Genomic DNA, 25422 nt, shown 5'->3' on the forward strand with positions numbered 1-25422 from the left:
CACAAATTGATTGCTAAGTCACATCGCTGGCACAAAACCGCCATGGCCGCTGCCGCCGCGGCGGTTTTCGGGATATGGGGCACTAATGCGGCGGCGCTTTCGCTGGGCCGCATCACGGTCCAGTCCGCCCTTGGAGAACCGCTACGTGCGGAGATCGACGTCCCGGATATCAATGCCGAAGAGGCCAGTTCACTGAAAACAGTCGCTGCTTCACCAGACGCGTTCAAGGCCGCCGGACTGGAATACAACCCCGCCATGTCGGGCCTGCAAGCCACGCTCCAACGACGCGCAAACGGGCGTGCCTATATCCGACTGAGCAGCGACCGCCCCATCAACGATCCCTTCGTGGACATGATTCTTGAGGCCAGTTGGGCAACCGGGCGCATTGTTCGCGACTACACCATGTTGTTTGACCCGCCGGGTATGCGACAAGCCGCACCCGCGGCACCCAGCCCGGCGCAAATCCCGGCGCCCCCGCCCGTCAGCCGGGCCACCACGCCCGCGCCAGCTGCACCCGTATCGCCAGCGGCGACGGCAACGCGACCTGCAGAGCCCACCAGGAATGCCGTGAGTACGCCCGCTCGCCCGGCTGTGGTGGCCCAAGCGCCGCGCCCGGAGACCGGCCAGGTCACCGTCAAGTCCGGCGACACCGCCAGCAAAATAGCCAACGCGACAAAACCCGCCAACGTCTCGCTTGACCAGATGCTGGTCGCCTTGTTGCGTGCTAACCCCGCGGCCTTCGTGGGTGACAACGTCAACCGCGTCAAGGCCGGCGCGATCATCAACGTCCCCACCGAGGAACAAGCCGGCGCAACCCCGGCGGTCGAGGCCACGCAAATCATTGTGGCGCAGAGCAAGGATTTCAACGATTACCGCAGAAAACTTGCCGGCAGTGCGCCAAGCGCCGCGGTTGCCGCCGCCGACCGCAAAGCCAGCGGTAGCGTGCAAGCCACTGTTGAAGACAAGAAGCCTGCGACTACCGCACCCGACAAGCTCACCCTGTCCAAAGGGGCGGTTCAAGGGCGGCCCACTGAAGACCAGTTGGCCAAGGAACGCAGCGCCAAGGAAGCCGCCAGCCGGGCCGCTGAAATCGCCAAGAATATCAGTGACCTCAGCAAGCTGGGGGCCGCGTCAAGCGCAGTGGCACCTGGCCTGCCGGCCTCCGCAACCGCGCCCGCCCAACCAGGCCCTGCGGTCGTTGCCGCAGCCGTCACGCCCCCGGTTGCAGCCAGCTCGGCGCCATCGGAACCGGCCAGTGCGGCCGTATCGGCGCCGGTGAGTGCGAGCGCCCAGACCGCCTCCGCACCCGCGCCGGCCGCATCGGTAGCTGCGAAACCACCCGTAGCCGTGGCCGTACCGGTATCTGAACCCGGTCTGGTCGATGGCCTGATCGAGAATCCCCTGATGCCGGCCGGCGCAGTCGGATTGATCGCTCTTTTGGCGGGGTTTGGCTTCTACCGGGCCAGGCAGCGCAAGAATGCCTCCCAAGTTGACAGCGCATTCCTGGAAAGCCGCCTACAACCCGACTCGTTCTTTGGCGCCAGTGGCGGGCAGAGTGTCGATACCAGTGACAGTGCCGCCACCGGCTCGTCCATGGTGTACTCGCCCAGCCAGCTTGACGCGGTCGACGACGTTGACCCGGTCGCCGAAGCCGATGTCTACCTAGCCTATGGCCGTGATCTGCAGGCTGAGGAAATCTTGAAGGATGCACTGCGTACCAATCCCGGACGTGTCGCCATCCACCAAAAGTTGCTTGAAATTTTTGCCAAACGGCGCGACACCAAGGGCTTCGAGGAGATTGCGACCCTGGCGTTCAAGGTCACGAACGGGGGCGGATCAGATTGGGAACGTGTTTGCGAACTGGGTCTTAGCATTGACCCAGGCAATGCCTTGTACCAGCCCGGCGGGCAACCCAACAACCCAGATGGCACGCCTTCCCAGCCGGCGCCACTCGAATACGCCAGCACGCTGACGGACAGCGTGGATACCGGTGTCACGCAGCCCCATGTGCTGGCAAGCGCCGGGCCCGTGGATCTGGATCTGGACCTCGACTTTTCGCTCGATGACGAACCCACCAGCGCCATCAGCGAAACTACGGCCAGCAGCGCCGAACCGGAGCTCCCTGCATTTGACCTGGACTTTGGACTGGACACCGAAGCGATCGAGCCGTTTGAGGCTGCCCCTGCGGCGGCAACCGATGCCCTCGAATTCTCCCTGCCCGACCTGGAGATTGCCGAGGACAGCCCGAGCCGCCCTGCTGCCAGCAGCGAGGAATTCAAACAACAGGCAGCCACGAGTTTTGGCGCGACCAGCCCGGTGCCGCTCGACCTGTCGGAACCCGAAGAAGCACCAGCGCCGGAAATGGGCATGCTGGAGTTTGACCTGGGCGACCTGTCGCTTGATTTGGGCGACACACCCGAGCCGGAGACCTCAACCGCGCCTAGCACGCACGAAGATCCGCTGGTCACCAAGCTGGCGCTGGCTGAAGAATTCAAGGCCATTGGCGACGACGACGGGGCACGTGCCCTGATCGAAGAAGTCATTTCGGAAGCATCGGGCGACATGAAAATCAAGGCGCAGCGCGCCCTGAGCTATCTTTGATGACCGCGCGATGAACCCACCGTGAGGCTGGCACTCGGCATCAGCTACAACGGGCAAGCCTACCAGGGTTGGCAAAGCCAGCTATCCGGCCAGACCGTGCAGGACAAACTCGAAACAGCCTTGGGCAAGTTCACTGTGCAAAGGGTGTCAACCCTGTGCGCGGGCCGAACGGATGCGGGCGTGCACGGCCTGATGCAGGTAGTGCATTTCGACACGCCTTTGGCGCGCACGCCCTCTTCCTGGGTACGTGGCACCAACTCCTTTTTGCCGCAGGACATCGCGGTGGAATGGGCGCAAGCGGTACCGGACGAGTTTCATTGCCGCGCCAGCGCGCTGTCGCGCCGCTACGCCTATATCTTGCTGGAGTCGCCAGTGCGTCCCAGCGTGGACGCAGGCCGTGTGGGCTGGGCGTTTCGACCGCTGGACATGGACGCCATGCAGCAAGCCTCGACACACCTGCTGGGGGAGCATGACTTCACCTCGTTTCGGGCCTCCGCCTGCCAGGCCTTGTCGCCCGTCAAGACACTTCAGCGCATCGATATTTCGCGGCGTGGCGCCTACTGGCGCTTTGAATTTGAAGCCAATGCGTTTCTGCACCACATGATTCGCAACATCATGGGTTGCCTGATTGCCGTGGGCCAGCACAAGCATCCGCCAGACTGGATCAGGCAGGTACTGTCCGAGCGTGACCGGGACGCCGCCGCGCCGACCTTCTCGCCCCACGGGCTTTATTTCCTCGGTCCGCGCTACGCCCCGCATTGGGGTATACCGGATCGCACGCCGGCCTATGATGGATTGCCATGAGCCAAATATCTCGTAAACAGCCAATTTTGAGCGACGCCGGGCCGCCCCAAGGCGCGAAGACCCACTCGGGGGGCAGCGCAGTACACACAGTGACAAGCGTGGGGGCTCTATCTCTCCAACGTACGCGCATCAAGATTTGCGGCCTGACGCGTGAACAGGACGTGGATGCGGCCGTGGCCGCTGGCGCTGACGCGGTCGGCTTTGTGCTGTACGAGAAAAGTCCGCGCTACGTGTCGCCCCAACGCGCTGCCGAACTGGCCCGGCGCTTGCCGCCCTTCATCACGCCTGTCCTTCTTTTCGTCAATGAACCGACTACAAAAATAATAGCTGCCTACGCAATGGTTGCGGGGGCTACAGTCCAATTTCATGGTGAAGAAACACCAGAACAGTGCCTGGACGCCACGCACCAGGGAGCCCGGCCGTTTTTGCGGGCGGCGCGCATCCCGATGGGCGCAGCCGGCAGCGGCTTTGATCTCGTAAAATATGCGTCTGATTATTCAAAAGCCCAAGCCATTTTGCTCGACGCGCATGTCGATGGGTATGGTGGCGGTGGGCAAACATTCAATTGGTCACTGCTGCCTCCAAACGTCAACGCTCACCTCGTCTTGAGTGGTGGGCTGAACGCTGCCAACGTGATCGACGGCATTGTGCAGGTGCGGCCCCGGTGCAAGACCCTGGCCGTTGATGTGAGCTCGGGGGTGGAAGTGTCCGGCCCCGGCCACAAGGGCATCAAGGATCCCGAAAAAATCAACCAGTTTGTCGCCGCCGTTCGCGCCGCCGACCAACAACTTGCAGAGATGTCAAAACATGTTTGAGTACCAACAACCCGACCCGCGGGGCCACTTCGGCATTTATGGCGGCAGTTTCGTCTCCGAGACGCTGACGCACGCCATCAATGAACTCAAGGCGGCCTATGCCAAGTACCAGTTTGACCCGGCCTTTGTCGCCGAATTCAACTACGAGCTGGCGCATTTTGTGGGTCGTCCTTCGCCCATTTACCATGCCGACCGCATGAGTCGCGAACAGGGCGGCGCGCAGATTTTTCTCAAGCGCGAGGACCTGAACCACACCGGCGCCCACAAGATCAACAATACCATCGGCCAGGCGATGCTGGCCAAGCGCATGGGCAAGCCGCGCGTGATTGCCGAAACCGGCGCCGGCCAGCACGGCGTCGCCACCGCCACCATCTGCGCCCGCTACGGGCTGGAATGCGTGGTCTACATGGGCAGCGAAGATGTCAAGCGCCAAAGCCCCAATGTGTACCGCATGAAACTGCTGGGTGCCACGGTGGTACCGGTCGAGAGCGGCAGTCGCACGCTCAAGGACGCGCTGAACGAAGCCATGCGCGACTGGGTGGCGAACGTGGACAACACCTTCTACATCATCGGCACGGTGGCGGGGCCACATCCCTACCCGATGATGGTGCGCGACTTCCAGAGCGTCATCGGTACCGAGTGTCTGCTGCAAATGCCCGAGATGCTGGCGCAACAGGGTTGCAAAACGGCGCAACCTGACGCGGTCGTCGCCTGTGTCGGCGGCGGCAGCAATGCCATGGGCATCTTCTACCCCTACATCCGGCATGAAAACACCCGCCTGATCGGCATCGAAGCGGCGGGCGAAGGCATGGACTCCGGCCGCCACTCGGCTTCGCTGCAGCGCGGCAGCCCCGGTGTGCTGCACGGCAACCGCACTTATGTACTGCAGGACGACAATGGCCAGGTGACCGAGACCCATAGCATCAGCGCCGGGCTGGACTACCCCGGTGTCGGCCCGGAACATGCCTTTCTGAAAGATATTGGTCGCGCCGAATACGTGGGCATCACGGACAAGGAGGCGCTGGAGGCCTTCCACTATCTGTGCCGTACCGAAGGCATTATTCCTGCACTCGAATCAAGTCATGCCGTCGCCTATGCCATGAAGTTGGCCAAAACCATGCGACCTGACCAATCGATCCTGGTCAATCTGTCCGGCCGGGGCGACAAGGACATTGGCACCGTGGCTGACCTGAGCAATGCCGACTTTTTCTGCCGCCCGAGTTGCACCGGCCAGTCGGTGAAGGGCGGAGAAACATCCGCTGTGGGTGCCGCAGAGCAAATCGTGAGGATGCCCAAATGAGCCGTATTGCCGCTACTTTTTCCGCCCTGAAAGCAACAGGCCGCAAGGCGCTCATCCCCTACGTGACCGCCGGGTTTCCGTTTGCGGATGTCACGCCCGAGTTGATGCATGCCATGGTGGCGGGCGGCGCCGATGTGATCGAACTGGGCGTCCCTTTTTCCGACCCGAGTGCCGACGGCCCCGTGATTCAGAAAGCCGGCGACAAGGCGCTGGCCCAGGGCATAGGCATGGTGCAGGTGCTGGACATGGTGCGCGCCTTTCGCACCCAGGACGCCACAACACCCGTGGTGCTGATGGGCTACGCCAACCCGGTGGAACGCTACAACCAGAAACATGACCGCAAAGACGGCCAAAGCGCTTTTGTGACGGATGCCGCCCAAGCTGGGGTGGACGGCGTTCTGATCGTCGACTACCCGCCCGAAGAATGTCAGGACTTCGCCGCTGAGCTGAAAAGTCATGGGCTGGACCTGATCTTCTTGCTGGCCCCGACCAGCACGGATGAGCGCATGCAGCAGGTCGCCGCGGTGGCCAGCGGTTATGTCTATTACGTCTCGCTCAAGGGCGTGACCGGTTCCGGCGCGCTGGACACGGGCGCCGTGGAAGCCATGTTGCCACGCATTCGCCAGCATGTGAAGGTGCCGGTAGGCGTCGGTTTTGGCATCCGCGACGCCGCCACGGCCCGCACCATCGGCCAGGTGGCGGATGCGGTGGTGATTGGCAGCAAGATCATTCAGTTGATTGACGAGCAGCCGCGCAACCAGGTCGCGCCGGTTGCCCAGAAATTCCTGCGCGAAATCCGGACCGCGCTGGATTCATAATCCACCCCGGAACTGAAACTGTGCGGGACAGATCGCAGTGATGCGGTCGCCAAGCCTGCACTGTCCTCAACAAATGAAGGTGAACCCATGAGCTGGCTCGAAAAACTCCTCCCCCCCAAAATTCAACACACCAATCCGGCCGACCGACGCAGCGTGCCGGAAGGTCTGTGGATCAAGTGCCCCAGTTGCGACTCCGTGCTCTACAAAACGGATCTGGAGCAAAACCAGAACGTCTGCCCCACCTGCAGCCACCACCACCGCATCGGTGCGCGGCCTCGGCTCAATGTGTTCCTGGACAACGAGGGGCGCTTCGAAATCGGACAGGAAGTGCTGCCGGTCGACGCCCTCAAGTTCAAGGACAGCCGCAAGTACCCGGAGCGTTTGAAAGAGGCACTGGAAAACACCGGCGAGACCGACGCGCTGGTGGTGATGGGTGGCGCGGTGCATGGCATCAGCCTGGTGGCGGCCTGCTTTGAATTCGAGTTCATGGGCGGCAGCATGGGCTCGGTGGTGGGCGAACGCTTTGTGCGCGGCGTGCATGCCGCGATTGAGCAAAAAGTGCCCTTTGTCTGCTTCACCTCCACCGGCGGCGCGCGCATGCAGGAAGGCCTGCTGAGCCTGATGCAAATGGCCAAGACCAATGCCTCGCTCACCCGGCTGGCCAAAAAAGGCTTGCCTTACATCAGCGTGCTGACCGACCCGACCATGGGCGGCGTGAGCGCCGGCTTTGCCTTCCTGGGTGACGTGGTAATTGCCGAACCCAAGGCGCTGATCGGCTTTGCCGGACCGCGCGTGATTGAATCCACCGTTCGTGTCACGCTGCCGGAAGGCTTTCAGCGCGCCGAATTCTTGCAGACCAAAGGCGCCATCGACTTCATTTGTGACCGCCGCGAACTGCGCAAGACCGTGGCCAGTACGCTGGCCATGCTGCAGCGCCAGCCCGCCGACGCAGTGATCTGAACAAGGCCAGTTCGGTGAGGCGTCAGACCTGACGGATCAGGTGGCCAGCAAGACCCAGCCCTGCAGGTGGCCGAGCAAAATAGAGGCGATCTGCAGCAGCACCAGCAGCACCAGCGGCGACAGGTCGATGCCTCCGACCAGCGGCAGCACGCGCCGGATGGGCGTCAGGGGCGGCGCACACAGGCGCTCGATCACATCCGACATGACCGAATGGGTCTGCACCCAGGACAGGACCGCGTAAACGATCACCAGGCCGGTCAGCCCGGAGATGACCAGTCGCAGCAAACCGAAAACGGCCAGAATCGGCACGGCAAACAAGCCGCCATCGGCCCCGGCCAGCACCCACAGCAGGACAAACTGCGTCGATTCCAGTAAATAGGCGCCCACCAGGCTGGCCAGATCCCAGCGTCCTGCCGCCGGCACCACGCGCCGCAGCGGCAACACCAGCCAGTCGGTCAGGGCAAAAACAAAGCGCCCCAGCGGATTGCCCGAGCGACTGGACATGGGAATGCGCTGGTACTGCATGTACAGACGCAGCAAACAGGCACCACCCAACACGCCGGTAACGACCTCAAGCAACAGGGAAATAATTTGATAGAGCATGAAATAGGTGCGGGGCAGCTTTACCGTTACGAGACGTGTAGCCAGTTCTGCCTTCCGCTGATTAGGGAATGTAAATCTCACCGCATCATAGCGACAGGTCGCGGGCCACTTAAAATGTACGGTTTCGGCCCGAAATGGCCGCTCGTCGTCCTTATCCGCGCCGCCTTCGTGGCCCCCACCCTACTATTGCGTCCTTCATGTCCGATCACAACACTCCCTTAGCGCCCCAAGACGAAAACCAGCTGATTTTGGAGCGGCGCGAAAAACTCAAGGCCATCCGCCAGCAGCAGGCCGAAGGCAAAGGCGTGGCCTTCCCCAACGATTTCAAACCCAGCGACCACGCCGCCGACCTGTTTGCCGCCCATGCGGGCCAGACCCCGGAGGGCCTGATTGAGCAAGGTGCTACCGCCAAGGTCGCCGGGCGCATGATGCTCAAGCGCGTCATGGGCAAGGCCAGCTTTGCGACGCTGCAGGACAGCACCGGCCGCATCCAGATCTACATCAAGGGCGAAGACATCGGCGCCGAGCTGTACGCCAGTTTCAAACACTGGGATCTGGGCGACATCGTGGCCGCTGAAGGCAAGGTCTTCAAGACCAAGACCGGCGAGCTCTCCATCCACGCCACCCGCGTGCGCCTGCTGACCAAGAGCCTGCGCCCTCTGCCCGACAAGTTCCACGGCATGAACGATCAGGAAGTGAAATACCGCCAGCGCTATGTCGACCTGATCACCGACGAGACCGCACGCAAGCGCTTTGTGGCGCGCTCCAAAGCCGTCAGCGGCATCCGCCAGTTCATGGTGGCGCACAACTTCCTGGAAGTCGAGACGCCGATGCTGCACCCGATTCCGGGCGGCGCCAACGCCAAGCCTTTCACAACGCACCACAACGCGCTGGACCAGCAGATGTTCCTGCGCATCGCGCCCGAGCTCTACCTGAAGCGCCTGATCGTCGGCGGCTTTGACCGCGTGTTCGAGATCAACCGCAGCTTTCGCAACGAAGGCATCTCGGTGCGCCACAACCCCGAGTTCACCATGATGGAGTTCTACGCGGCCTACTGGGATTACCAGGACCTGATGACCTTCACTGAAGCGCTGGTGCGCGACGCGGCGCAGAAGGCCGTCGGCACCCTGCAACTGACCTATGGCGGCAAGGCGGTCGATCTGACCCAGCCGTTTGAGCGCCTGACGATTCACGAGGCGATCTGCAAGTACACCGAAGCCGCTGAAGCCCTGGAAGACGGTAGCGGCCTGAGGGTGGACAACGCCGCCTGGCTCATCAACGCGCTGCGCAAACTCGGCTTGTCGGAAGGCAAAAACAAGCTGTCCACCCGCTCGCTGGCCAGCTTGCAAGTCATGTACTTTGAAGAAACCGTGGAAGAAAAGCTGTGGCAGCCAACCTTCATCTGCGAGCACCCGGTCGAAATCTCGCCCCTGGCCCGTGCCAGCGACCATAAGCCGGGCGTGACCGAGCGCTTTGAACTCTACATCACGGGACGCGAATTTGGCAATGGTTTCTCCGAGCTCAACGACGCCGAAGAACAGGCCGCCCGCTTTCACGCCCAGGTCGCAGCCAAGGAAGAAGGCGACGACGAAGCCATGTTTTACGACCACGACTTCATTCGTGCCCTCGAATACGGCATGCCCCCCACCGGCGGCTGCGGCGTTGGCCTGGACCGCTTGATGATGTTGCTGACCGACAGCAGCAGCATCCGTGACGTGATCCTGTTCCCGGCCCTGCGGCGCGAGGCTTGAGCTTATTTTCAAGCGAAATAGGCCTCTAGCCCTCGCCCCCCTGCGTAGACAGCTATGACAACCATAGCATCCAAACCACTCAAATACCTGCTGGGCTATCCCGAGGACACGCTGGCGCAGGTCCAGCAGCTGGTCGCCAGCAACAGCCTGGGCGCGTGGCTACTGAAAAAATACCCCGGCAACCATGGCGTGCGCACCGACAAAGCCCTGTTTGAGTATGTGCAGGAGCTCAAACAAAGCCACTTGCGCGGCGCCGACCCGCTGGCCAAGGTGGCTTTTGACAGCAAGCTGCAGGTGGTGCAACACGCCTTGGGCACACACACCACGATCTCGCGCGTGCAGGGCAGCAAACTCAAGTCAAAACGCGAAATCCGGATCGCGGCCCTGTTCAAGGACACGCCGCCGGAGTTTCTGAAAATGATCACGGTGCACGAACTGGCGCACTTGAAGGAACGCGCTCATGACAAGGCCTTCTACCAGCTCTGCAGCTACATGGAACCGAGCTACCACCAGCTGGAGTTCGAGGTGCGCATGTATTTGACGCACCTGGAGCTGGCGGGGACGCGCTTGTGGGGCGCGACGGGTGGGGACGCCGGCTGAGGCAAGCCGAGAAGCCGGGGCAGGCCTTCACGCCCTGCCATGACCGACAAGTGCCCCTTACGGCTGCTCATTCCGTTTCCAAATCATTCGTGTCTAGGCGCGAAGCCGCAGGCAGTGCTGTAGCACGACAAGGCGAAGCAACAACGACACGGATGATTTAGAAATGGAATCAGTGCCGGCAAAACCGCCGGCGCGCAAGCTTCAGGAAGTAGTGGCAGCGCTTTCCAGGCGGCGCTTGCGATTGACGGCCGCGTTGACGTCGCGTTCATTCAAGCCGTACATATCGGCAAACTCCGCCGGTGTCTTGCCGCTGCTCTCGAAGGCCCGGAGCAAGGCCTCCTGTTTCGCCATTTTTAGATCGTGCTCGGCCAGTGCTTCTTCCAGCAAGGCGTTGGCATCGGCATCGTTGGTCTGGACCCGCGTCAGATAGTCCTGGCGGCTCAGGCCGGAGGCCTCAAATGCGGCCAGCAGTTGCGCGCGCAACTTGGGCCGCAAATCTTCTTTGGTCCGGCCCTGGCGGCGGCGGAACAGCTCCAGCAGGGCCAGGTAGACATGTTCCGGCGACACATCGGCCACTGCCACGCCTTGGAGGTCGTGACGCTGCTTGCCGGCCGCCACGCATTGCAGGTAACGCGTTGAGCGCGTATGCAGGCCCAGTGCGGCTTTGAGGCTGTCGCGCTCGAACTGCTCGGGGTGAGCGGCCAGCAGCTCCTGAAAAATCCCGAGCTTGAGCGGCAAGAACTCGGCACCAAACAGATGCGGATAGAGTTCAAACAGCTTTTCCAGCACGGGCTGGACCGATTGCGAGCGATCCGCCCGCGTGGGTCGGGTCTTGGCTGGTGTCGGCTCAACGGCTTGGACAGCGGTTTCTGATGTGTCTGATGGAGTAGAGGTCATGGAATTAAGCATTCGGAGCAACCCGTGATTGTCAACCAAGTGGGGAATGTGTCAGGGCGATGGTGGGCGCAACGGTTTGAGCAGCTCGCTGAGCCCGTTGTGGTCGATCTCGTGCATCAGGGCGAGCAGCCGGCCGATTTCGCCTTTGGGGACGCCCTCGCGCACAAACCAGTGCAGATAATCGCCCGGCAAATCGGCCAGAATGCGCCCCTTGTACTTGCCAAACGGCATGGTGCGCGTCACCAGCAACTGGAGATCCTCGGGATGCATGTTCAGCCCCCCGCACGCTTGACGACAAAGCCCTGGGCCTTCAACGCTTCCATGACCCGGTCGCAGTGGTCGCCCTGCACCTCAATCACGCCGTCCTTGACCGTGCCACCCGAGCCGCAGGCGGTCTTGAGCTGCTTGCCCAGGGCGACCAGCGCCAGAGGCTCTAGCGCCAGCCCGCGCACCAGGGTCACGCCCTTGCCGGCCCGGCCCTTGGTTTCGCGCGACACGCGCACCACGCCGTCGGACGGCGGGCGCGCCGGGGCGGCGCTGCAGCGGCAGCTCGCGGTCGGCTGACGGCACACCGGGCACATACGCCCGCTGTCGGTGGAATAGACCAAGCCACCGCTTGTGGATCTGGATTTCATGGGTAGGTGAAACAATGCGAAGTGAGGCCTAATTGTCGGGGATGGCACAGCGCTTTCAAGCCGATACCATCCGGTCCGGGCCATGGACGACGCCGCTCTGGGCCAAGGCACAGCAGTTCGCTATATTTTTTATAGCATCCTGCGCATATCGGATAAGGGCTATGTGCCAAAATGCCTCATATTTTTACTTATCCAGAGGAATCCCACCATGTCACGTCCCAATGTTTGGGCGACCAAGGTCGCCGCCCTGATTCAAGGGGGCAACAGCGCGGCCGCCCTGGACCAGATCAAGGTGGCCCCCACGGTGAAGGACCTGCAGCAACTGCGCACCCTGCTCATCAGCGCCAAGCTGCTGGCGCGCCACCCCAATATCGACTCAGCGACCCAGGACATGATCACGGCCCTGTCGTCGCCCCGGCTGCACCGTTCACCCTAGATTCGGCGCCGAACCGGCCCAAAACGGATTAACCCCATTTGGGAGACCGGGAGGGACACGAAGTGCCGAGACTGGGAGCAATATAAGCCGCTCAAGGCAGCAAGGCCAGCGCATGCATGTAGTCCGGCTGCACCATCAGGGCATCCCAATCCGGGGCCGGGCTGCATGGCAAGAGGGCACGACGACGCGCCTCGCTGGCCTCCTGCGGTTGCCAGCCGCCTTTGAGTTGCGCCTCGGTCAGGCCGTCAATCAGTTCATCAACGGCAAGCCCGCCACCGTCACTGCTGGCCAGCGACTGGTTGCACAGCAAGACGAGGTCGCAGCCGGCGTTCAGCGCCGCCACGGCCGCCTGTGTGTAGCTCACCGGCTGGCCGTCGATCAGACGCGCGCCGGCCATGGACAGGTCGTCGCTGAAAATGGCACCACCAAAGCCGAGCTGGCCACGCAGGATGTCGTTCAGCCATTTGGATGAAAACCCGGCCGGGCGCGCATCGACCTTGGGGTAGATCACATGCGCGGGCATAACGCTGCTGAGCGTGCTGTTGAGCCAGCCGTAGGGGGCGGCGTCCTCCGCCAGAATCGCTTTCAAGCTGCGCTTGTCGACCGGGATATCGGTGTGCGAATCGGCTTTGACGAAGCCGTGGCCCGGAAAATGTTTGCCGCAATTGGCCATGCCGCTTTGCAGCAAGCCGTGCATCAGGCTCTTGGCCAGCAGACTGACCACGCGTGGGTCACGCGTAAAGGCGCGGTCGCCAATCACGCTGCTCTCGCCAAAATCAAGGTCCAGCACCGGGGTGAAGCTGAAATCCACGCCGCAGGCGCGCAGCTCGGCGCCCAGCACGAAGCCGCAGGCGGTGGCTGCGTTGGTCGCGCGCATGGCGCCTGCGCCCTCGCCTGCCTTGCCGTCGTTCAGCCACAGCTCGCCCAAGGCCCGCATCGGCGGCAGATGCGTGAAACCATCGGTCTTGAAGCGCTGCACGCGGCCGCCTTCGTGGTCGACGCAGATCAGCAGGTCGCGCCGCACTCTTTTGATTTCGCGGCACAGCTGGGCCAGTTGCGCCCGGTCCTGCCAGTTGCGGGCAAACAGGATGATGCCGCCGACCAGCGGGTGTTTGAGGCGCTGGCGGTCAATTTTGCTCAGGCTCAGGCCCGCGACGTCGATGATGAGGGGGGCTTGTTGGGGCATGGTTGACTTTCAAGAAAAAACAATACGCTATTTATTTTATAGCTACTTGCGCTTATTGGCCGGGGGCTAGAGGCTTGTTTTATCCAAACTTTCGACCACACAGAAGCTGGCGGCGTAATCGGTTTCGTCCGTCACGCTCACATGCACGCTCAGGCCCTTGCCCTCAAACCAGTCTTTCAAGCCGCCGTACAGCACGATGGCCGGTTTGCCACTGGCCAGGTTGCTGATTTCACACAGACGCCAGGTCATGGGCATGACCATGCCCAGGCCGATGGCTTTGCTGAAGGCTTCTTTGGCGCTGAAACGGGTGGCGAGGTAACGAATGCCGCGCTCGGGCCAGCGCGCGCTACGGGCTTGCCAAGTGGCGAACTCGGCATCACTCAGGATCTTGCGCGCAAAGCGGTCGCCGTGGCGCGCCAGGCTGGCGCGGATGCGACGTACATCGCAGATATCGGTGCCGATGCCGTAAATCATTCGTCATCCATGGATTGCCGCGCTGCGCTTTCCATGACAAAAAACGGTCATGATTGGCCTTCATGGATGCAGCGCAGATAGTCCTGCACCGTGGCGCTGTAGCCCAGCTCCAGCGCGTCGGCGATCAGCGCGTGGCCGATGGAGACTTCGGCCACACCCGGCACGGCCTGGATAAAGGCGGCGAGGTTGTCGCGATTCAAGTCGTGGCCGGCATTCACACCCAAACCGGCCTGCTGCGCGGCCTGCGCAGCTGCGGCAAAGCGCGCCAGCTCGGCCGCTTGCTGCGGCGTGCCCCAGGCGGCGGCGTAAGGCTCGGTGTAGAGCTCGACCCGGTCGGCACCCACGGCCTTGGCGGCAGCCATTGCGGTGGGATCAGCGTCCATGAACAGGCTGACGCGCACGCCCCAGGCACGGGCTTGGGCGATCAAGGGACGCAGACGCTCGGCGTCGGCGGGGAAACTCCAGCCATGATCACTGGTGAACTGGCCTTCGCTGTCGGGCACAAAAGTCATCTGGTGCACCGGCAGTTGGCGATCCAGCAGGTCACGCACGCAGTCCATCAGGTTGTGAAACGGGTTGCCTTCGACGTTGAATTCACGATCCGGCCAGGCCTTCATCAAGGCCGCCAGATCGCGCACATCATCGGCCCGGATGTGGCGTTCGTCCGGGCGCGGATGCACTGTGATGCCATTGGCTCCGGCCTGCAGGCACAGGGTCGCCGCCCGCGTGACGCTGGGGATGCCCAGATGGCGCGTGTTGCGCACCAGGGCCACTTTGTTCAGGTTTACCGAAAGAGCGGTCCGAGCCGCCTGGCCGCCCAAAGGCGAGGAAGCCCCCTCGGGGGGCAGCGTATTACACGTAGTGGAAAGCGTGGGGGTCATATATCTATAAAGATTGCAGGTCAATCATCATTTGCCGCGTGCGCAGGGTTGTCACGCCGCAATGGTAATTCAGCAGCGTGCGCAATTGCGGTTTGAGTTCTGCCATCACTACCGAGCAAGCGCGCAAGGTGGCGGTGAACGGCGCGCTCTGCGCCAGCGACGCTTGCAGGGCGACCCATTGCGCGCCGGTCAGGCTGGCGCGGTCGGTCGGGTGGGTCTGGCGCAGGCCCCCCTCGGGCACCAGGGTGTAGCGCTGATGCGGGTCCAGATCGATCAGCGTCATGGTCTGCACGTCCAGCAGCGGCAACAGGCCGATCTCGCGCAGCAGCAGCAGCTCGAAGGCACGCAAGGCGGATTGCAAGGCCTCGCCGTGTTCCGAGGCAATCACCTGCACCACATTGGCATACACGTCGAAGAGACCGGGGTGCGGGTCGTCGCGCGCCAGCAAGGTCAACAGCAGTTCATTGAGGTACAGGCCGGACATCAGCGCGTCGCCGGTCGGCATGACGTGGCCGCCCATCCATTCCGCGCCCTTGAGCGTGCGGATTTCGGCGTCCCCACCAAACGCGACGTGCAGCGGCTGCAAGGGCAACAGGATGGGGCGAAAGCTGGAACTGGGCCGCTTGACGCCCTTGGCCACCAGCGCAATGCGGCCGTAGTGGCGCGTGAACACTTCCAGAATCAGGCTCGACTCGCTCCAGTCGTAGCGGTGCAGAACGTAAGCGGGTTCGTCAGAGATGCGTTTGGTCGCCACGGAGGGATCAACAGATCACTGGTAGCCGAAGGAACGAACGCGGGCCTCGTCATCGGCCCAGCCGGAGCGCACTTTGACCCACATCTCAATGAACACCTTGCAGTCCAGCGCTTTTTCCAGCTCGACGCGGGTCTCCATCCCGATGCGCTTGATGCGCTCGCCCTTGTCGCCAATCACCATGGCTTTGTGGGTGTCGCGCTCGACCACGATGGTGGCGGCAATGCGGAGCAGACGTTTTTGCTTGCCGCGGCCCGCTTCTTCCTCGAACTTGTCGATCACCACGGTGGAGGTGTAGGGCAACTCGTCGCCGGTCAGACGGAACAGCTTTTCACGCACGGTCTCGCTGGCCAGGAATTTTTCGCTTCGGTCGGTCAACTCGTCTTCGGCGTACCACCAGGCTTGTTCGGGCAGGTATTTTTCGCAGATGCCCAGCATGCGCTCGATGTCCTTGGCGTTCTTGGCCGACATCGGCACGAACTCGGCAAAGGTATGGCGCTGCTGCATTTCCTGCAGCCACGGCGCAATGTCGGCGCGGCGCGTGACCTGATCGAGCTTGTTGGCCACGAGCAGGGTCGGGATGTCCTTGCTCAGCAGCGCCAGCACCTTGGCATCGGCCTGGTTGAACATGCCGGCTTCGACCACGAACAGAATCAGGTCCACATCGCCCACCGCGCCGAGCACGGTTTTGTTGAGCGAGCGGTTCAGGGCGTTGTTGTGCCGGGTCTGGAAACCGGGAGTATCGACAAACACAAACTGCGTCGCGCCCTGGCTATGAATGCCGGTGATGCGGTGGCGCGTGGTCTGGGCCTTGCGCGAGGTAATGCTGATCTTCTGGCCGACCAGGGCATTCATCAGGGTCGATTTACCCACATTGGGTTTGCCGACGATGGCGATCAGGCCGCAGCGCTGGCCTTCAACGGGTTTGTCTGCCGGGGCGGCGACCCGCATGCTCTTGAGCATGCTTTCCACATCATTTTGGCCTTCAGCCCCCGTCGTATCTGCGTCAGCAGCTATTTTTTTAGTAGTAGTCATATATTGTCGCCGGGCCGCCCCAAGGCGATATGCGCCCCCTCGGGGGGCAGCGTGTTACACGAAGTGCTCTGGAAGAGCGACGTAGTCAAAAGCGTGGGGGTCATTTTGTTGCCTTTGCCTTGATTGTTTGCAGCATCGCGGCAGCTGCGGCCTGTTCACCAGCACGGCGTGATCCACCGATGCCGCGCTCTGAAAAATTGAGTTCGATAATTTCACACTCGACGTCAAACGTCTGCTTGTGCGCAGCGCCTTGTGTGCCCACCACCCGGTACAACGGCAGGTTCATTTTGCGCCCCTGCAGCCATTCCTGCAGCTCGGTCTTGGGGTCTTTGCCAATGGCTTCCATGGTCGGGTTGATTTCCACCGCCTTGAACAGGCGCTGCACCAGACTTTGTGCCGCAGCGAAACCGGCATCCAGATAGACCGCCCCGATAATGGCCTCCAGGGCGTCGGCCAAAATGGACGGCCTCTTTTGCCCCCCGGAGCGGGCCTCACCCTCACCCAGACGAAGCACCTCAGGCAAACCCAGCTCAACAGCCAACTGGTGCAGCGTATCCTGCTTGACCAGGTTGGCACGTATGCGGGACAAGTCGCCTTCCGGCAACGCGCTCAGACGCGCAAACAGCAAATCAGACACCGCCAGGTTCAGGACGGAGTCCCCCAGGAACTCCAGCCGTTCGTAATGATCAATGGAAAAACTGCGGTGCGTCACGGCCTGCGTCAACAGGTTGATGTTCGAAAATTCATGCTGCAAACGATGTTGCAGCGCTATTAAGCCTTCATTCACGCTTGCACATCTCTCATACTTCGGGATTCACGCATTACTTGGAGCGCCCGGCATACTTGAGCGTCAGGTAACCCGGACCGACCAGATGAATTTCGCGCTCGTACGCGAAACTGACGACGATTTTGTCGCCTTGTTTGGTCACTTCAAGATCCTTGCCTGAAATGGAGCTGATATTGTCCACCGCCGCCGCTTTGTCAAAAATACTGCGCACTTCCGCCACCGTATTGCCTTCACGCGCCTTGTTGGCCGCTTTGGAAACCGCCTGGTATTCGATGGCGGTTGGCACTATTTGCGCAAAAATCACACCAGTCACGGCCAGCAAGCCGCCAACCACCAAGAGCCCCAAAAACGACAGCCCGCGCTGCCTGGACTTGAATTGATGTGTCATAAATTATCCTAATCAGTTGAGCGACAGAGATATCAGTTGAATGAGCCGATGCGCTTCAGGCTGCCGAAGTTCATCCAGACGAAGAATGCTTTGCCGACAATGTTCTTGTCAGGCACGAAACCCCAGTAGCGCGAGTCCAGCGAATTGTCACGGTTGTCGCCCATCATGAAGTAGTGGCCCTGCGGCACTTTGCACACCACGCCTTGCACGCTGTAGTGGCAATTTTGTTTGAATGCAAAGTCGTCCGCGCCCGGCACAAATGCGGGGCGGTCATCGTCATTGAGCAGCCGGTGCTTGTGCGTACCCAGCGTCTCTTCATACTGCTTGAAGTAACGCATCATGTCTTCGTCAAAGAACTCCGGCAACGTCACGGTTTCAATCACTTTGCCATTGATGGTCAATCGCTTGTTCAAGTAGGCCACCTCGTCACCGGGTACACCGACCACCCGCTTGATGTAATCCAGACTGGGCTTGGGCGGGTAGCGGAACACCATGACATCACCCCGCTGCGGTTTGTTGCCCTCGGTGATCTTGGTATTGATCACTGGCAGACGGATACCGTAGTGAAACTTGTTAACCAGGATGAGGTCACCCACCAGCAGCGTCGGGATCATGGAACCGGAAGGAATCTTGAAGGGCTCAAACAGGAATGAGCGCAGGAAGAACACGGCAATGATCACCGGGAAAAGCCCTGCGGTCCAGTCCAGCCACCAGGGTTGCGCCAGAATGCGGCCCCGGGCCTCGGCGACATCCACGTCGACCTGGCTGATGCCCTGCTTGCCCAACTCAGCGCGGCGCACCGTGGCATCGGATTCCAAGAGCGTTGCGGTATTTTGACGCTGCGGCAGAAAGTAAAACCGTTCCGCCAGCCAATAAATGCCGGTCACGACCGTTGCCAAAAACAGCAGAAGCGCAAAGTTACCTTCGACTACACCAAAATACCAGGCGCCGGCGTAGCCCACGAAGGCCGCCAGAATGAAAGAAGTTAGAACCTGCATTAACCGTCCACCTGCAAAATTGCCAAAAATGCCTCTTGCGGCACTTCAACCGAACCAATTTGCTTCATGCGTTTTTTACCTTCTTTTTGTTTATCGAGGAGTTTGCGCTTGCGCGAAATGTCGCCGCCATAGCACTTGGCGATCACGTTCTTGCGCAGTGCCTTGATGGACTCCCGCGCAATGATATTGGAGCCGATGGCGGCCTGGATGGCCACGTCGTACATCTGGCGCGAAATAATTTCGCGCATCTTGGCCACCACTGCCCGGCCGCGGAATTGCGACTGCGAGCGGTGCACGATGATGGACAGGGCATCGACCTTGTCGCCGTTGAGCAGAATATCAACCTTCACCACGTCGGCCGCGCGGTACTCCTTGAACTCATAGTCCATGGACGCATAACCACGCGACACGGACTTGAGCTTGTCAAAGAAATCCAGCACGATTTCAGCCAGCGGCATCTCGTAGGTGAGCATCACCTGACGACCGTGGTAGGCCATGTTCATTTGCACGCCGCGCTTCAAGTTGGCCAGCGTCATCACGGCGCCCACGTAGTCCTGCGGCATGTACAGATGCACGGTGACGATGGGCTCACGGATCTCGTCCATGCGGCCTTGATCAGGCATCTTGGACGGGTTCTCGACCATGCGCACCACGCCATCGGCCTGCACCACCTGGTAGACCACGCTGGGCGCCGTGGTGATCAGGTCCTGGTCAAACTCGCGCTCCAGGCGCTCCTGCACAATTTCCATGTGCAACAGCCCGAGGAAACCGCAGCGAAACCCGAAACCGAGGGCTTGCGACACTTCAGGCTCGTAGTGCAGCGATGAGTCGTTGAGCTTGAGCTTCTCCAGGCTGTCGCGCAAGCCTTCGTACTGGTTGGCCTCGGTCGGGTACAGCCCGGCGAACACCTGCGGCTGGATTTCCTTGAAACCGGGCAGTGCCTCAGTCGCCGTGAAGGCCGCACCTCCGGTGCCAGTTTTGATCAACGTAATGGTGTCGCCCACCTTGGCGGCCTGCAACTCGCGAATGCCGGCAATGATGTAACCGACCTCACCCGCCTCCAGGGAATCACGCGACTCATTGGCCGGCGTGAACACGCCGAGGTTGTCGGCGTTGTACATGGTGCCGGTAGCCATCATCTTGAAACGCTCTCCCTTGGCCAGGCGACCATCGACCACGCGTACCAGCATCACCACGCCGACATACGTGTCGAACCAACTGTCCACAATCATGGCGCGCAGCGGCCCGGCAGGGTTGCCCTTGGGCGGCGGCATTCTGGCGACGATTGCCTCCAGGATCTCGTCAATACCCATGCCGGTTTTGGCCGAACATGGAATGGCATCCGTCGCATCAATGCCGATCACATCTTCAATTTCAACCTTGGCGTTATCAGGATCGGCATTGGGCAAATCCATCTTGTTGAGTACCGGCACCACTTCCACACCCAGCTCAAGCGCCGTGTAGCAATTGGCCACCGTTTGCGCTTCAACACCCTGGCTGGCATCGACCACCAGCAGCGCGCCTTCGCATGCCGAGAGGGAACGACTCACTTCATAGGAGAAGTCAACATGCCCAGGGGTGTCAATCAAATTGAGGTTGTAAATCTGGCCGTTTTGCGCCTTGTATTTGAGCGCTGCCGTCTGGGCTTTGATGGTTATCCCGCGCTCTTTCTCGATGTCCATCGAGTCCAGCACTTGTGCTTCCATCTCCCGCGCCTGCAAACCACCACAGCGTTGAATCAAGCGATCTGCGAGTGTTGATTTGCCATGATCAATGTGCGCAATGATCGAAAAATTTCTGATGTGATTCATCAACGAGGACACTTAAGTGATTGAATTAAAACGATGAGACAAGAAAAAAGGGCGCGTCGAATTCTGACGCGCCCTGAACCAACAATCATTGGCAACTGCGAAGGTTGGAAATTCATTGTAGGCAAAAAGCCTAGAACGTACAGCCCAAAAAACAGTCCCCGTGAGTTGTTGCAGTGCAGCAACAGGAATTCTATACACAACTTATTAACAGCTTTGGTGGATCAGACTCTGGACAACTTGTGGGTGAACTGTGGACTGCCTGTGGAGCGGTTCAACTCATCCCGTATCGTGGACTTCGGCCTATTCGATATACCGGTTATCCGCGATGATCCGGCTCCATTCTACCCAAAACAGTAATTAGCCAAATCAAAAGTTAGTGAATGCCAACCTGAAAAAGTAAAAAAGACAGGTGAAAAATTTATTTCCCAGCTGTCTTTTGCAGGCGAATTCATTGAAAAAAACCCAAAACCCGAGTCCTGCTCAGGGTCTTGTGGCACTTGCTGACACTCAACGTGCCGGTCGAATCACGGCATATTGAGCCCATTCGCCCCGTCGAAACAGAACATTGATCGGCTTGGTTTTGTCGAGTTTGCCCAGCGCGGCTTCAAACTCCCGGACGTTGGCGACCTCGACGTTGGCTATCGCTACAACCACATCCCCCTCACGCAAACCCGCACGGGCAGCCGCCTCGGCGGCGGTCTCGACTTTCACGCCGCCCTTGATCTTGAGCTCTTTCTTTTGAGCGTCAGTCAGCTCGCTGACCGCCAGTCCCAGCGCCTGCCCAGCACTTGACGCCTTGGGCTTTTCTTCCTTGTCTGCAGCTTTCTTGGCGGGTTTGTCAGCCTCGATCTCGGCGATGGTGACTGCCAGTTCTTTCGTGGCGCCGCGACGAAACACGGTCAGCGCGCTACGGGTGCCAGGTTTGGTTGCGCCCACCATGCGCGGCAGGTCACTGGACTTCTCAACCGTCTTGCCCTCAAACTTCGTGATGATGTCGCCCGCTTCGACGCCCGCTTTCTCTGCAGGCGAACCAGCCTCGACACTGCGCACCAGTGCACCCTGAGGTTTGCCAAGTCCAATGGACTCCGCCACATCTTTGGTGACCTGGTCTATCTGTACGCCGATGCGACCACGCGATACACGGCCCGACACTCGCAATTGCTCACTGACACGTACCGCTTCATCCATCGGAATGGCAAACGAGATACCCATGGAGCCACCCGAGCGGGAATAGATCTGGCTGTTGATGCCCACGACTTCACCGCGCATATTGATCAGCGGGCCGCCCGAGTTACCGGGGTTGATGGCCACATCGGTCTGGATGAAAGGCAGGTAGTCGCCGGTGTCGCGTTGCTTGGCACTCACAATGCCGGCGGTCACTGTATTGTCCAGACCAAACGGCGAACCAATGGCCATGACCCATTCACCCACTTTGAGCCGGCTCACGTCGCCGACCTTCACTGCCGGCAGGCCTTTGGCTTCAATCTTGACAAGTGCAATATCGCTGCGCTTGTCGGCGCCAATAATTTTGGCCTTGTACTCACGATCATCAGTGAGGGTCACAATCACTTCATCGGCGCCGTCGACAACGTGCGCATTGGTCATGATGAGCCCGTCCGCCGAGAGAATGAAGCCCGATCCGACACCGCGCGGCTGCTCTTCCTCTTGCGGCTGAGGACGGTTTTGCCGCGGCGTCGGACGGGGCGTGTTCGGGATGGGCACGCCAAAGCGGCGGAAGAACTCCAGCATTTCCTCTTCGCCAGGGCTGCCAGAGCCGGAGCGTGGCGTTGCCTTTTCCAGCGTACGGATATTCACCACAGAAGGACCTACCTGCTCCACCAAGTCCGTGAAGTCCGGCAATGTGCGCACTTGAGCCACCGCAGACGTGGTCGGCACCAGCGCGAGCGACGCCGTCGCGGCCATGGCGCCTGCCAGGACACAGGCATTTAACTTCTTCCAATCGATTTGAATCATCACCGACCCTTCTTTGAAAAACATATTGACATATGGGGCTTCACTTCTTCCGCTCAAGTCCCTGTGCGAAAGCGACCAGGGTTTGCGGTGGCACTTCGCCGACGACGGTCAGCCACCAGTCCCCGATTCGACGCGTGAGCATGTGGGTGGCGCCGACGGCCTGGTTGCCGGGCTGACTATGACGCCGGGCGTCATAGACCTCGACAAAAAGCGATACCGATGCCAGCCCGTCGGAAAACACCCATTGCAAGGTGCTCTCATGGTTGGCGCCAGCGCCCGTCGCACCCACCAGGCGCTTGTAGCAACTCATGGGTTTGAAGCCAGGTACCACTTGCTTCAGGACCCAGCCCTCGGCGGCGGCCGTGGTTTTGACCATCTCAGGCTTCTCGACCTGATAGCCCTCGGTGTTGCCCATCATCTGGGTCAGTTTGCTCATGCTGACCGGCACGTCCAGCTGCAGCTCGGAGAATGCGGCCTGCTCCAGCACACGCCCACCGCCGTCCAGCGTCTGCAACTTGACCACCAAACCGGTTTTTTTCTCGCTCCAGACCCGGTAACCGAAGCGCAGGCTGTCTGCCGGCTGGAATTGCAGCACATCTGCGTCAAACCCGGCGACGCGTTCGTGGCCGGTCGCCCGGACGCCGTAAAACTGCGCGATGGAAGAATCATTGGCATGCAGCAAATTCGGGAAAAGCCCCAGTGATTCACGTTTTTCCGCTACCGCCACTCGGCTCTCAGGCAAGAAAGTCACGACTTGTTCGTTGCGCCGGAAGGTAGACCGGGGGGCGCCGGTCAGGGACTCAACGCGCTCCATCTGCTGCTCGCCATCACAAACGTGCCAAATACGGGCGCTCGACATGGCGCCTCCCACGGAGACCACAAAAGTACCTACATATGCACGTCGGCGCGAGGCCTCATGCATGCGCATCAGCCAATCGCTCACGTTGCGCTCGGCCGGTTTGCTCTCTATCGCGGATGACGCTGCAGAAGGGGGCTGGGCTTCCGCGGCCGCCAACAAGCCTAGCGTCATGGCCAAGACCCCTGCGGCGCATCGAATGCCTGTTCGGCGCCCGGCCGCAGGCATTGCGCCGACCGTTCTGCCTATGCGCGTGTTCAGCAATGTATCCATCCGTCTCAACGGGCTGCCCCCTCAAACGTAGCGTTACGAAGAAAACCCGCCGGCATCTGAAGCGCCGAGGTCCCGCCAAACTGCCGGTGCGCCGCCAGCAAGGCATCCAGCTGAGGATCGCGAATCATGACTTGCGGCGCATCAGCGGCCGCGGTCTGCGGCAAGGCCGCGTCGACTTGTCCAGTCTGCACTTGCGCGAGCTGGAGTACCTCACGCTGATCGCCCCAGGCACCCACCGCCTGCCAGCCGATCACCGACACCGCAGCCAGCGAGGCCAAACCGGCCAGCAGTTTCCAGCGGAAAACGGCGTCATTGGCCACCTCATTGTTTGGACGACTCAGGGCCGAAGCCTCCGTCGATACTGCATCATCAGCTATTAAATCAAGAGCATTGACGCGAGACACCCGTGACGTCTCCTGCTGCAACCCAAGCTTCAGTCTTTGCATGAAAGCTGCGTCGCGATCGCTGATCGTTGCCTCGCCAGAACGCAATACGTCCCCGACCACATGGTAGGCATGCCAGGTTAACCGGCCATCTTCAGCATCCCCGGTCCACTCGACCGTACGGGCAAATACGTCCCCGCGCAACTCACCGTCGACCAGCGCCGATACCAATTCACGATTGTTCACAGCTTCTTGCATCATTGTTTCCAGTCTCACCAGCGTTTACCGGTTTGCCTCTCCAGCATCGGACGTACCTTGACGGATATGGCCTCTCGTGCGCGGAAAATCCGGGACCGAACGGTGCCAATCGGGCAATTCATCACTTCCGAGATATCTTCATAGCTCAAACCTTCAATTTCCCGCAAGGTCAGCGCCTGACGCAAATCCTCAGGCAAGGCCTCCAAAGCAGCATTGACCGCAGCAGCAATTTCCTTCGCCGCCAGCACCGACTCCGGTGTCTCATCGGCTGTTGGTTCACTTCTGGCGTGATAAGTTTCATCGCCGTCTTCATCCAATTTAAAAGAGCTCTCTGACACAGTTGGATCGCGCTTGAGTTCCAGCAAGAATTTTTTGGCGGTATTGACCGCGATGCGATACAGCCAGGTATAGAACTGGGCATCGCCACGAAACTGGTGCAGCGCCCGGTAGGCCCGAATGAAAGTCTCCTGGGCAATGTCCTCCACCAGATCGACGTCGCGCACCATGCGACCAATCAGCCGCTGAATGCGGCGCTGGTACTTGATAACGAGCAGCTCGTAGGCGCGCTGGTCTCCGGCCACGGCCCGCTCCACCAGCATGACGTCACTGTCAGTCTTGCCAGGCAGGGGTTGCAATGGTGGCGGTGTAGAGTCGTCGTTCAAGATTTCACCTGTGCCAAGGCAGCCTCCGTCGCTGCACCCGGGGCCTTCACCACGCCACGGCGAGAAAAGACGGCTCGGCGCAAATCGTTCCAGCGTGCCGCGTCAGCCCGCCGTTCAGGCCAAAGCCATAGGCTGGTGCCAGTGTCAGTGTTCAGGCTCAACACCAGAGAAGAATGGAAATCAAGATGGACGGTCACCAAGCCTTCGACTGACGCGCCAAGGCTTGCCCAGCGCCAAACCTGCCCGTCCCAGCGCAAAGTCCCCCGGGGAGAGCGGTTCCAGGTCACGGCAGCGACGAGGCAAGCGCCCAGCAGGGTCATGGCAAATAGCCATTGCTGCCACTCCGCAGGGTTGGACTGGTAGCGCCAGAGTGCGCCGGAAACCACGCCGCCAACGCCCGTCACGCCCACCAGCCAGCCCTGAAAACGCGAACGCCCCACCGGATAACTGACCGCTGGGGCGCTGTGCATGCGGAAGTCAGTATG

General features: G+C 60.7%; 27 protein-coding genes. 9 read left to right on the forward strand and 18 right to left on the reverse strand.

The features are described from left to right. Window positions 1–6: 6 nt before the first annotated feature. The 6 genes from C5P05_RS27940 (at window position 7) to accD (ending at window position 7298) form a co-directional block, all read left to right on the forward strand. Entirely contained in the window at window positions 7–2601 is a 2595-nt protein-coding gene (locus C5P05_RS27940) for a FimV/HubP family polar landmark protein (RefSeq protein WP_332871371.1), read from the forward strand. A gap of 21 nt (window positions 2602–2622) precedes the next feature. Continuing rightward, on the forward strand, window positions 2623–3405 hold the full coding sequence (gene truA, locus C5P05_RS27945; protein ID WP_114973133.1) for a tRNA pseudouridine(38-40) synthase TruA: 783 nt from the start codon (window positions 2623–2625) through the stop codon (window positions 3403–3405). Beyond that, complete coding sequence (locus C5P05_RS27950; protein ID WP_114973134.1) at window positions 3402–4220, forward strand: phosphoribosylanthranilate isomerase; 819 nt, start codon at window positions 3402–3404, stop codon at window positions 4218–4220. Before truA ends, C5P05_RS27950 begins: the two co-directional genes overlap by 4 nt. Then, window positions 4213–5520: a tryptophan synthase subunit beta gene (gene trpB, locus C5P05_RS27955; RefSeq protein ID WP_114973135.1), complete on the forward strand. Its 1308-nt coding sequence runs from the start codon at window positions 4213–4215 to the stop codon at window positions 5518–5520. Before C5P05_RS27950 ends, trpB begins: the two co-directional genes overlap by 8 nt. Next, a complete protein-coding gene (gene trpA, locus C5P05_RS27960) occupies window positions 5517–6338 on the forward strand; it encodes a tryptophan synthase subunit alpha (RefSeq protein WP_114973136.1) in 822 nt (273 codons plus the stop codon). The genes trpB and trpA overlap by 4 nt, the downstream gene beginning before the upstream one ends. 87 nt (window positions 6339–6425) lie before the next feature. Further along, on the forward strand, window positions 6426–7298 hold the full coding sequence (gene accD / locus C5P05_RS27965; protein ID WP_114973137.1) for an acetyl-CoA carboxylase, carboxyltransferase subunit beta: 873 nt from the start codon (window positions 6426–6428) through the stop codon (window positions 7296–7298). Window positions 7299–7334: 36 nt separating this feature from the next. Here the strand turns inward: accD and C5P05_RS27970 are convergent, their stop codons facing one another. Then, entirely contained in the window at window positions 7335–7901 is a 567-nt protein-coding gene (locus C5P05_RS27970) for a YggT family protein (RefSeq protein WP_114973138.1), read from the reverse strand. A gap of 197 nt (window positions 7902–8098) precedes the next feature. Here C5P05_RS27970 and lysS point away from each other — a divergent pair, with 197 nt between their 5' ends. Next, the gene (gene lysS / locus C5P05_RS27975) at window positions 8099–9652 is read left to right on the forward strand and encodes a lysine--tRNA ligase (RefSeq protein WP_114973139.1); all 1554 of its coding nucleotides are present in this window, start codon (window positions 8099–8101) and stop codon (window positions 9650–9652) included. A 54-nt stretch (window positions 9653–9706) separates the two neighbouring features. Next, window positions 9707–10252 carry a YgjP-like metallopeptidase domain-containing protein gene (locus tag C5P05_RS27980; RefSeq protein WP_114973140.1) on the forward strand — a complete coding sequence of 182 codons (546 nt, stop codon included), beginning with the start codon at window positions 9707–9709 and terminating at the stop codon, window positions 10250–10252. A 201-nt stretch (window positions 10253–10453) separates the two neighbouring features. On the opposite strand, the gene C5P05_RS27985 is transcribed toward C5P05_RS27980, so the two are convergent. Genes C5P05_RS27985 through C5P05_RS27995 form a run of 3 tightly spaced genes read right to left on the reverse strand, consistent with a single transcriptional unit; the run spans window position 10454 to window position 11784 of the window. Beyond that, window positions 10454–11149 carry a ProQ/FINO family protein gene (locus C5P05_RS27985; RefSeq protein WP_114973141.1) on the reverse strand — a complete coding sequence of 232 codons (696 nt, stop codon included), beginning with the start codon at window positions 11147–11149 and terminating at the stop codon, window positions 10454–10456. Window positions 11150–11200: 51 nt separating this feature from the next. Next, entirely contained in the window at window positions 11201–11419 is a 219-nt protein-coding gene (locus tag C5P05_RS27990) for a DUF3820 family protein (protein ID WP_114973142.1), read from the reverse strand. A gap of 2 nt (window positions 11420–11421) precedes the next feature. Next, window positions 11422–11784 carry a translation initiation factor Sui1 gene (locus C5P05_RS27995; protein WP_114973143.1) on the reverse strand — a complete coding sequence of 121 codons (363 nt, stop codon included), beginning with the start codon at window positions 11782–11784 and terminating at the stop codon, window positions 11422–11424. A 208-nt stretch (window positions 11785–11992) separates the two neighbouring features. On the opposite strand from C5P05_RS27995, the gene C5P05_RS28000 reads away from it, so the two are divergent. Continuing rightward, complete coding sequence (locus C5P05_RS28000; protein ID WP_114973144.1) at window positions 11993–12220, forward strand: hypothetical protein; 228 nt, start codon at window positions 11993–11995, stop codon at window positions 12218–12220. A 91-nt stretch (window positions 12221–12311) separates the two neighbouring features. Here C5P05_RS28000 and nagZ read toward each other — a convergent pair whose 3' ends face one another. From nagZ to C5P05_RS28070, 14 genes are all read right to left on the reverse strand, one after another. Continuing rightward, window positions 12312–13406 carry a beta-N-acetylhexosaminidase gene (nagZ, locus tag C5P05_RS28005; RefSeq protein WP_114973145.1) on the reverse strand — a complete coding sequence of 365 codons (1095 nt, stop codon included), beginning with the start codon at window positions 13404–13406 and terminating at the stop codon, window positions 12312–12314. Between the two features lie 66 nt (window positions 13407–13472). Then, window positions 13473–13880: a holo-ACP synthase gene (acpS, locus tag C5P05_RS28010; RefSeq protein ID WP_114973146.1), complete on the reverse strand. Its 408-nt coding sequence runs from the start codon at window positions 13878–13880 to the stop codon at window positions 13473–13475. A 47-nt stretch (window positions 13881–13927) separates the two neighbouring features. After that, window positions 13928–14761, reverse strand: a complete 834-nt coding sequence (locus C5P05_RS28015) for a pyridoxine 5'-phosphate synthase (protein ID WP_114973147.1) — start codon at window positions 14759–14761, stop codon at window positions 13928–13930. A 4-nt stretch (window positions 14762–14765) separates the two neighbouring features. After that, window positions 14766–15515 (reverse strand): DNA repair protein RecO, encoded by a 750-nt coding sequence (gene recO, locus C5P05_RS28020; protein WP_114973148.1) that lies wholly within the window; start codon window positions 15513–15515, stop codon window positions 14766–14768. Between the two features lie 15 nt (window positions 15516–15530). Next, on the reverse strand, window positions 15531–16475 hold the full coding sequence (era, locus tag C5P05_RS28025; RefSeq protein WP_232834694.1) for a GTPase Era: 945 nt from the start codon (window positions 16473–16475) through the stop codon (window positions 15531–15533). A 172-nt stretch (window positions 16476–16647) separates the two neighbouring features. Then, window positions 16648–17334: a ribonuclease III gene (gene rnc, locus C5P05_RS28030; protein WP_114973150.1), complete on the reverse strand. Its 687-nt coding sequence runs from the start codon at window positions 17332–17334 to the stop codon at window positions 16648–16650. 34 nt (window positions 17335–17368) lie between these two features. After that, window positions 17369–17722, reverse strand: coding sequence for a DUF4845 domain-containing protein (locus tag C5P05_RS28035; protein WP_114973151.1), 354 nt, complete (start codon window positions 17720–17722; stop codon window positions 17369–17371). A 32-nt stretch (window positions 17723–17754) separates the two neighbouring features. Further along, complete coding sequence (lepB, locus tag C5P05_RS28040) at window positions 17755–18720, reverse strand: signal peptidase I (protein ID WP_114973152.1); 966 nt, start codon at window positions 18718–18720, stop codon at window positions 17755–17757. Next, a complete protein-coding gene (gene lepA / locus C5P05_RS28045; protein ID WP_114973153.1) occupies window positions 18720–20531 on the reverse strand; it encodes a translation elongation factor 4 in 1812 nt (603 codons plus the stop codon). Before lepA ends, lepB begins: the two co-directional genes overlap by 1 nt. A gap of 507 nt (window positions 20532–21038) precedes the next feature. Further along, window positions 21039–22505: a DegQ family serine endoprotease gene (locus C5P05_RS28050; RefSeq protein WP_114973217.1), complete on the reverse strand. Its 1467-nt coding sequence runs from the start codon at window positions 22503–22505 to the stop codon at window positions 21039–21041. A 40-nt stretch (window positions 22506–22545) separates the two neighbouring features. Then, the gene (locus C5P05_RS28055; RefSeq protein WP_232834686.1) at window positions 22546–23535 is read right to left on the reverse strand and encodes a MucB/RseB C-terminal domain-containing protein; all 990 of its coding nucleotides are present in this window, start codon (window positions 23533–23535) and stop codon (window positions 22546–22548) included. Between the two features lie 104 nt (window positions 23536–23639). Continuing rightward, window positions 23640–24278, reverse strand: coding sequence for a sigma-E factor negative regulatory protein (locus C5P05_RS28060; protein WP_114973154.1), 639 nt, complete (start codon window positions 24276–24278; stop codon window positions 23640–23642). Between the two features lie 11 nt (window positions 24279–24289). After that, window positions 24290–24937 carry an RNA polymerase sigma factor RpoE gene (gene rpoE / locus C5P05_RS28065; RefSeq protein ID WP_420130784.1) on the reverse strand — a complete coding sequence of 216 codons (648 nt, stop codon included), beginning with the start codon at window positions 24935–24937 and terminating at the stop codon, window positions 24290–24292. Next, window positions 24934–25407, reverse strand: coding sequence for a hypothetical protein (locus C5P05_RS28070; protein ID WP_114973155.1), 474 nt, complete (start codon window positions 25405–25407; stop codon window positions 24934–24936). The genes rpoE and C5P05_RS28070 overlap by 4 nt, the downstream gene beginning before the upstream one ends. Window positions 25408–25422 lie beyond the last annotated feature (15 nt).

It is taken from the genome of Rhodoferax ferrireducens, from assembly GCF_003347515.1.
GTDB lineage: Bacteria > Pseudomonadota > Gammaproteobacteria > Burkholderiales > Burkholderiaceae_C > Rhodoferax.

Excerpts from the sequence above, each read along its gene's own strand:
- acpS (WP_114973146.1), bottom strand. The coding sequence starts at position 13,880 with ATGATTTACGGCATCGGCACCGATATCTGCGATGTACGTCGCATCCGC.
- C5P05_RS27970 (WP_114973138.1), bottom strand. The coding sequence starts at position 7,901 with ATGCTCTATCAAATTATTTCCCTGTTGCTTGAGGTCGTTACCGGCGTG.
- lysS (WP_114973139.1), top strand. The coding sequence starts at position 8,099 with ATGTCCGATCACAACACTCCCTTAGCGCCCCAAGACGAAAACCAGCTG.
- C5P05_RS28035 (WP_114973151.1), bottom strand. The coding sequence starts at position 17,722 with ATGACACATCAATTCAAGTCCAGGCAGCGCGGGCTGTCGTTTTTGGGG.
- C5P05_RS28055 (WP_232834686.1), bottom strand. The coding sequence starts at position 23,535 with ATGACGCTAGGCTTGTTGGCGGCCGCGGAAGCCCAGCCCCCTTCTGCA.
- accD (WP_114973137.1), top strand. The coding sequence starts at position 6,426 with ATGAGCTGGCTCGAAAAACTCCTCCCCCCCAAAATTCAACACACCAAT.
- lepB (WP_114973152.1), bottom strand. The coding sequence starts at position 18,720 with ATGCAGGTTCTAACTTCTTTCATTCTGGCGGCCTTCGTGGGCTACGCC.
- C5P05_RS27995 (WP_114973143.1), bottom strand. The coding sequence starts at position 11,784 with ATGAAATCCAGATCCACAAGCGGTGGCTTGGTCTATTCCACCGACAGC.
- trpA (WP_114973136.1), top strand. The coding sequence starts at position 5,517 with ATGAGCCGTATTGCCGCTACTTTTTCCGCCCTGAAAGCAACAGGCCGC.
- C5P05_RS27980 (WP_114973140.1), top strand. The coding sequence starts at position 9,707 with ATGACAACCATAGCATCCAAACCACTCAAATACCTGCTGGGCTATCCC.
- C5P05_RS28000 (WP_114973144.1), top strand. The coding sequence starts at position 11,993 with ATGTCACGTCCCAATGTTTGGGCGACCAAGGTCGCCGCCCTGATTCAA.
- C5P05_RS28060 (WP_114973154.1), bottom strand. The coding sequence starts at position 24,278 with ATGATGCAAGAAGCTGTGAACAATCGTGAATTGGTATCGGCGCTGGTC.
- lepA (WP_114973153.1), bottom strand. The coding sequence starts at position 20,531 with ATGAATCACATCAGAAATTTTTCGATCATTGCGCACATTGATCATGGC.
- nagZ (WP_114973145.1), bottom strand. The coding sequence starts at position 13,406 with ATGCCCCAACAAGCCCCCCTCATCATCGACGTCGCGGGCCTGAGCCTG.
- C5P05_RS28015 (WP_114973147.1), bottom strand. The coding sequence starts at position 14,761 with ATGACCCCCACGCTTTCCACTACGTGTAATACGCTGCCCCCCGAGGGG.
- C5P05_RS27985 (WP_114973141.1), bottom strand. The coding sequence starts at position 11,149 with ATGACCTCTACTCCATCAGACACATCAGAAACCGCTGTCCAAGCCGTT.
- C5P05_RS27990 (WP_114973142.1), bottom strand. The coding sequence starts at position 11,419 with ATGCATCCCGAGGATCTCCAGTTGCTGGTGACGCGCACCATGCCGTTT.
- C5P05_RS28050 (WP_114973217.1), bottom strand. The coding sequence starts at position 22,505 with ATGATTCAAATCGATTGGAAGAAGTTAAATGCCTGTGTCCTGGCAGGC.
- trpB (WP_114973135.1), top strand. The coding sequence starts at position 4,213 with ATGTTTGAGTACCAACAACCCGACCCGCGGGGCCACTTCGGCATTTAT.
- C5P05_RS27950 (WP_114973134.1), top strand. The coding sequence starts at position 3,402 with ATGAGCCAAATATCTCGTAAACAGCCAATTTTGAGCGACGCCGGGCCG.
- era (WP_232834694.1), bottom strand. The coding sequence starts at position 16,475 with ATGCTCAAGAGCATGCGGGTCGCCGCCCCGGCAGACAAACCCGTTGAA.
- C5P05_RS28070 (WP_114973155.1), bottom strand. The coding sequence starts at position 25,407 with ATGCACAGCGCCCCAGCGGTCAGTTATCCGGTGGGGCGTTCGCGTTTT.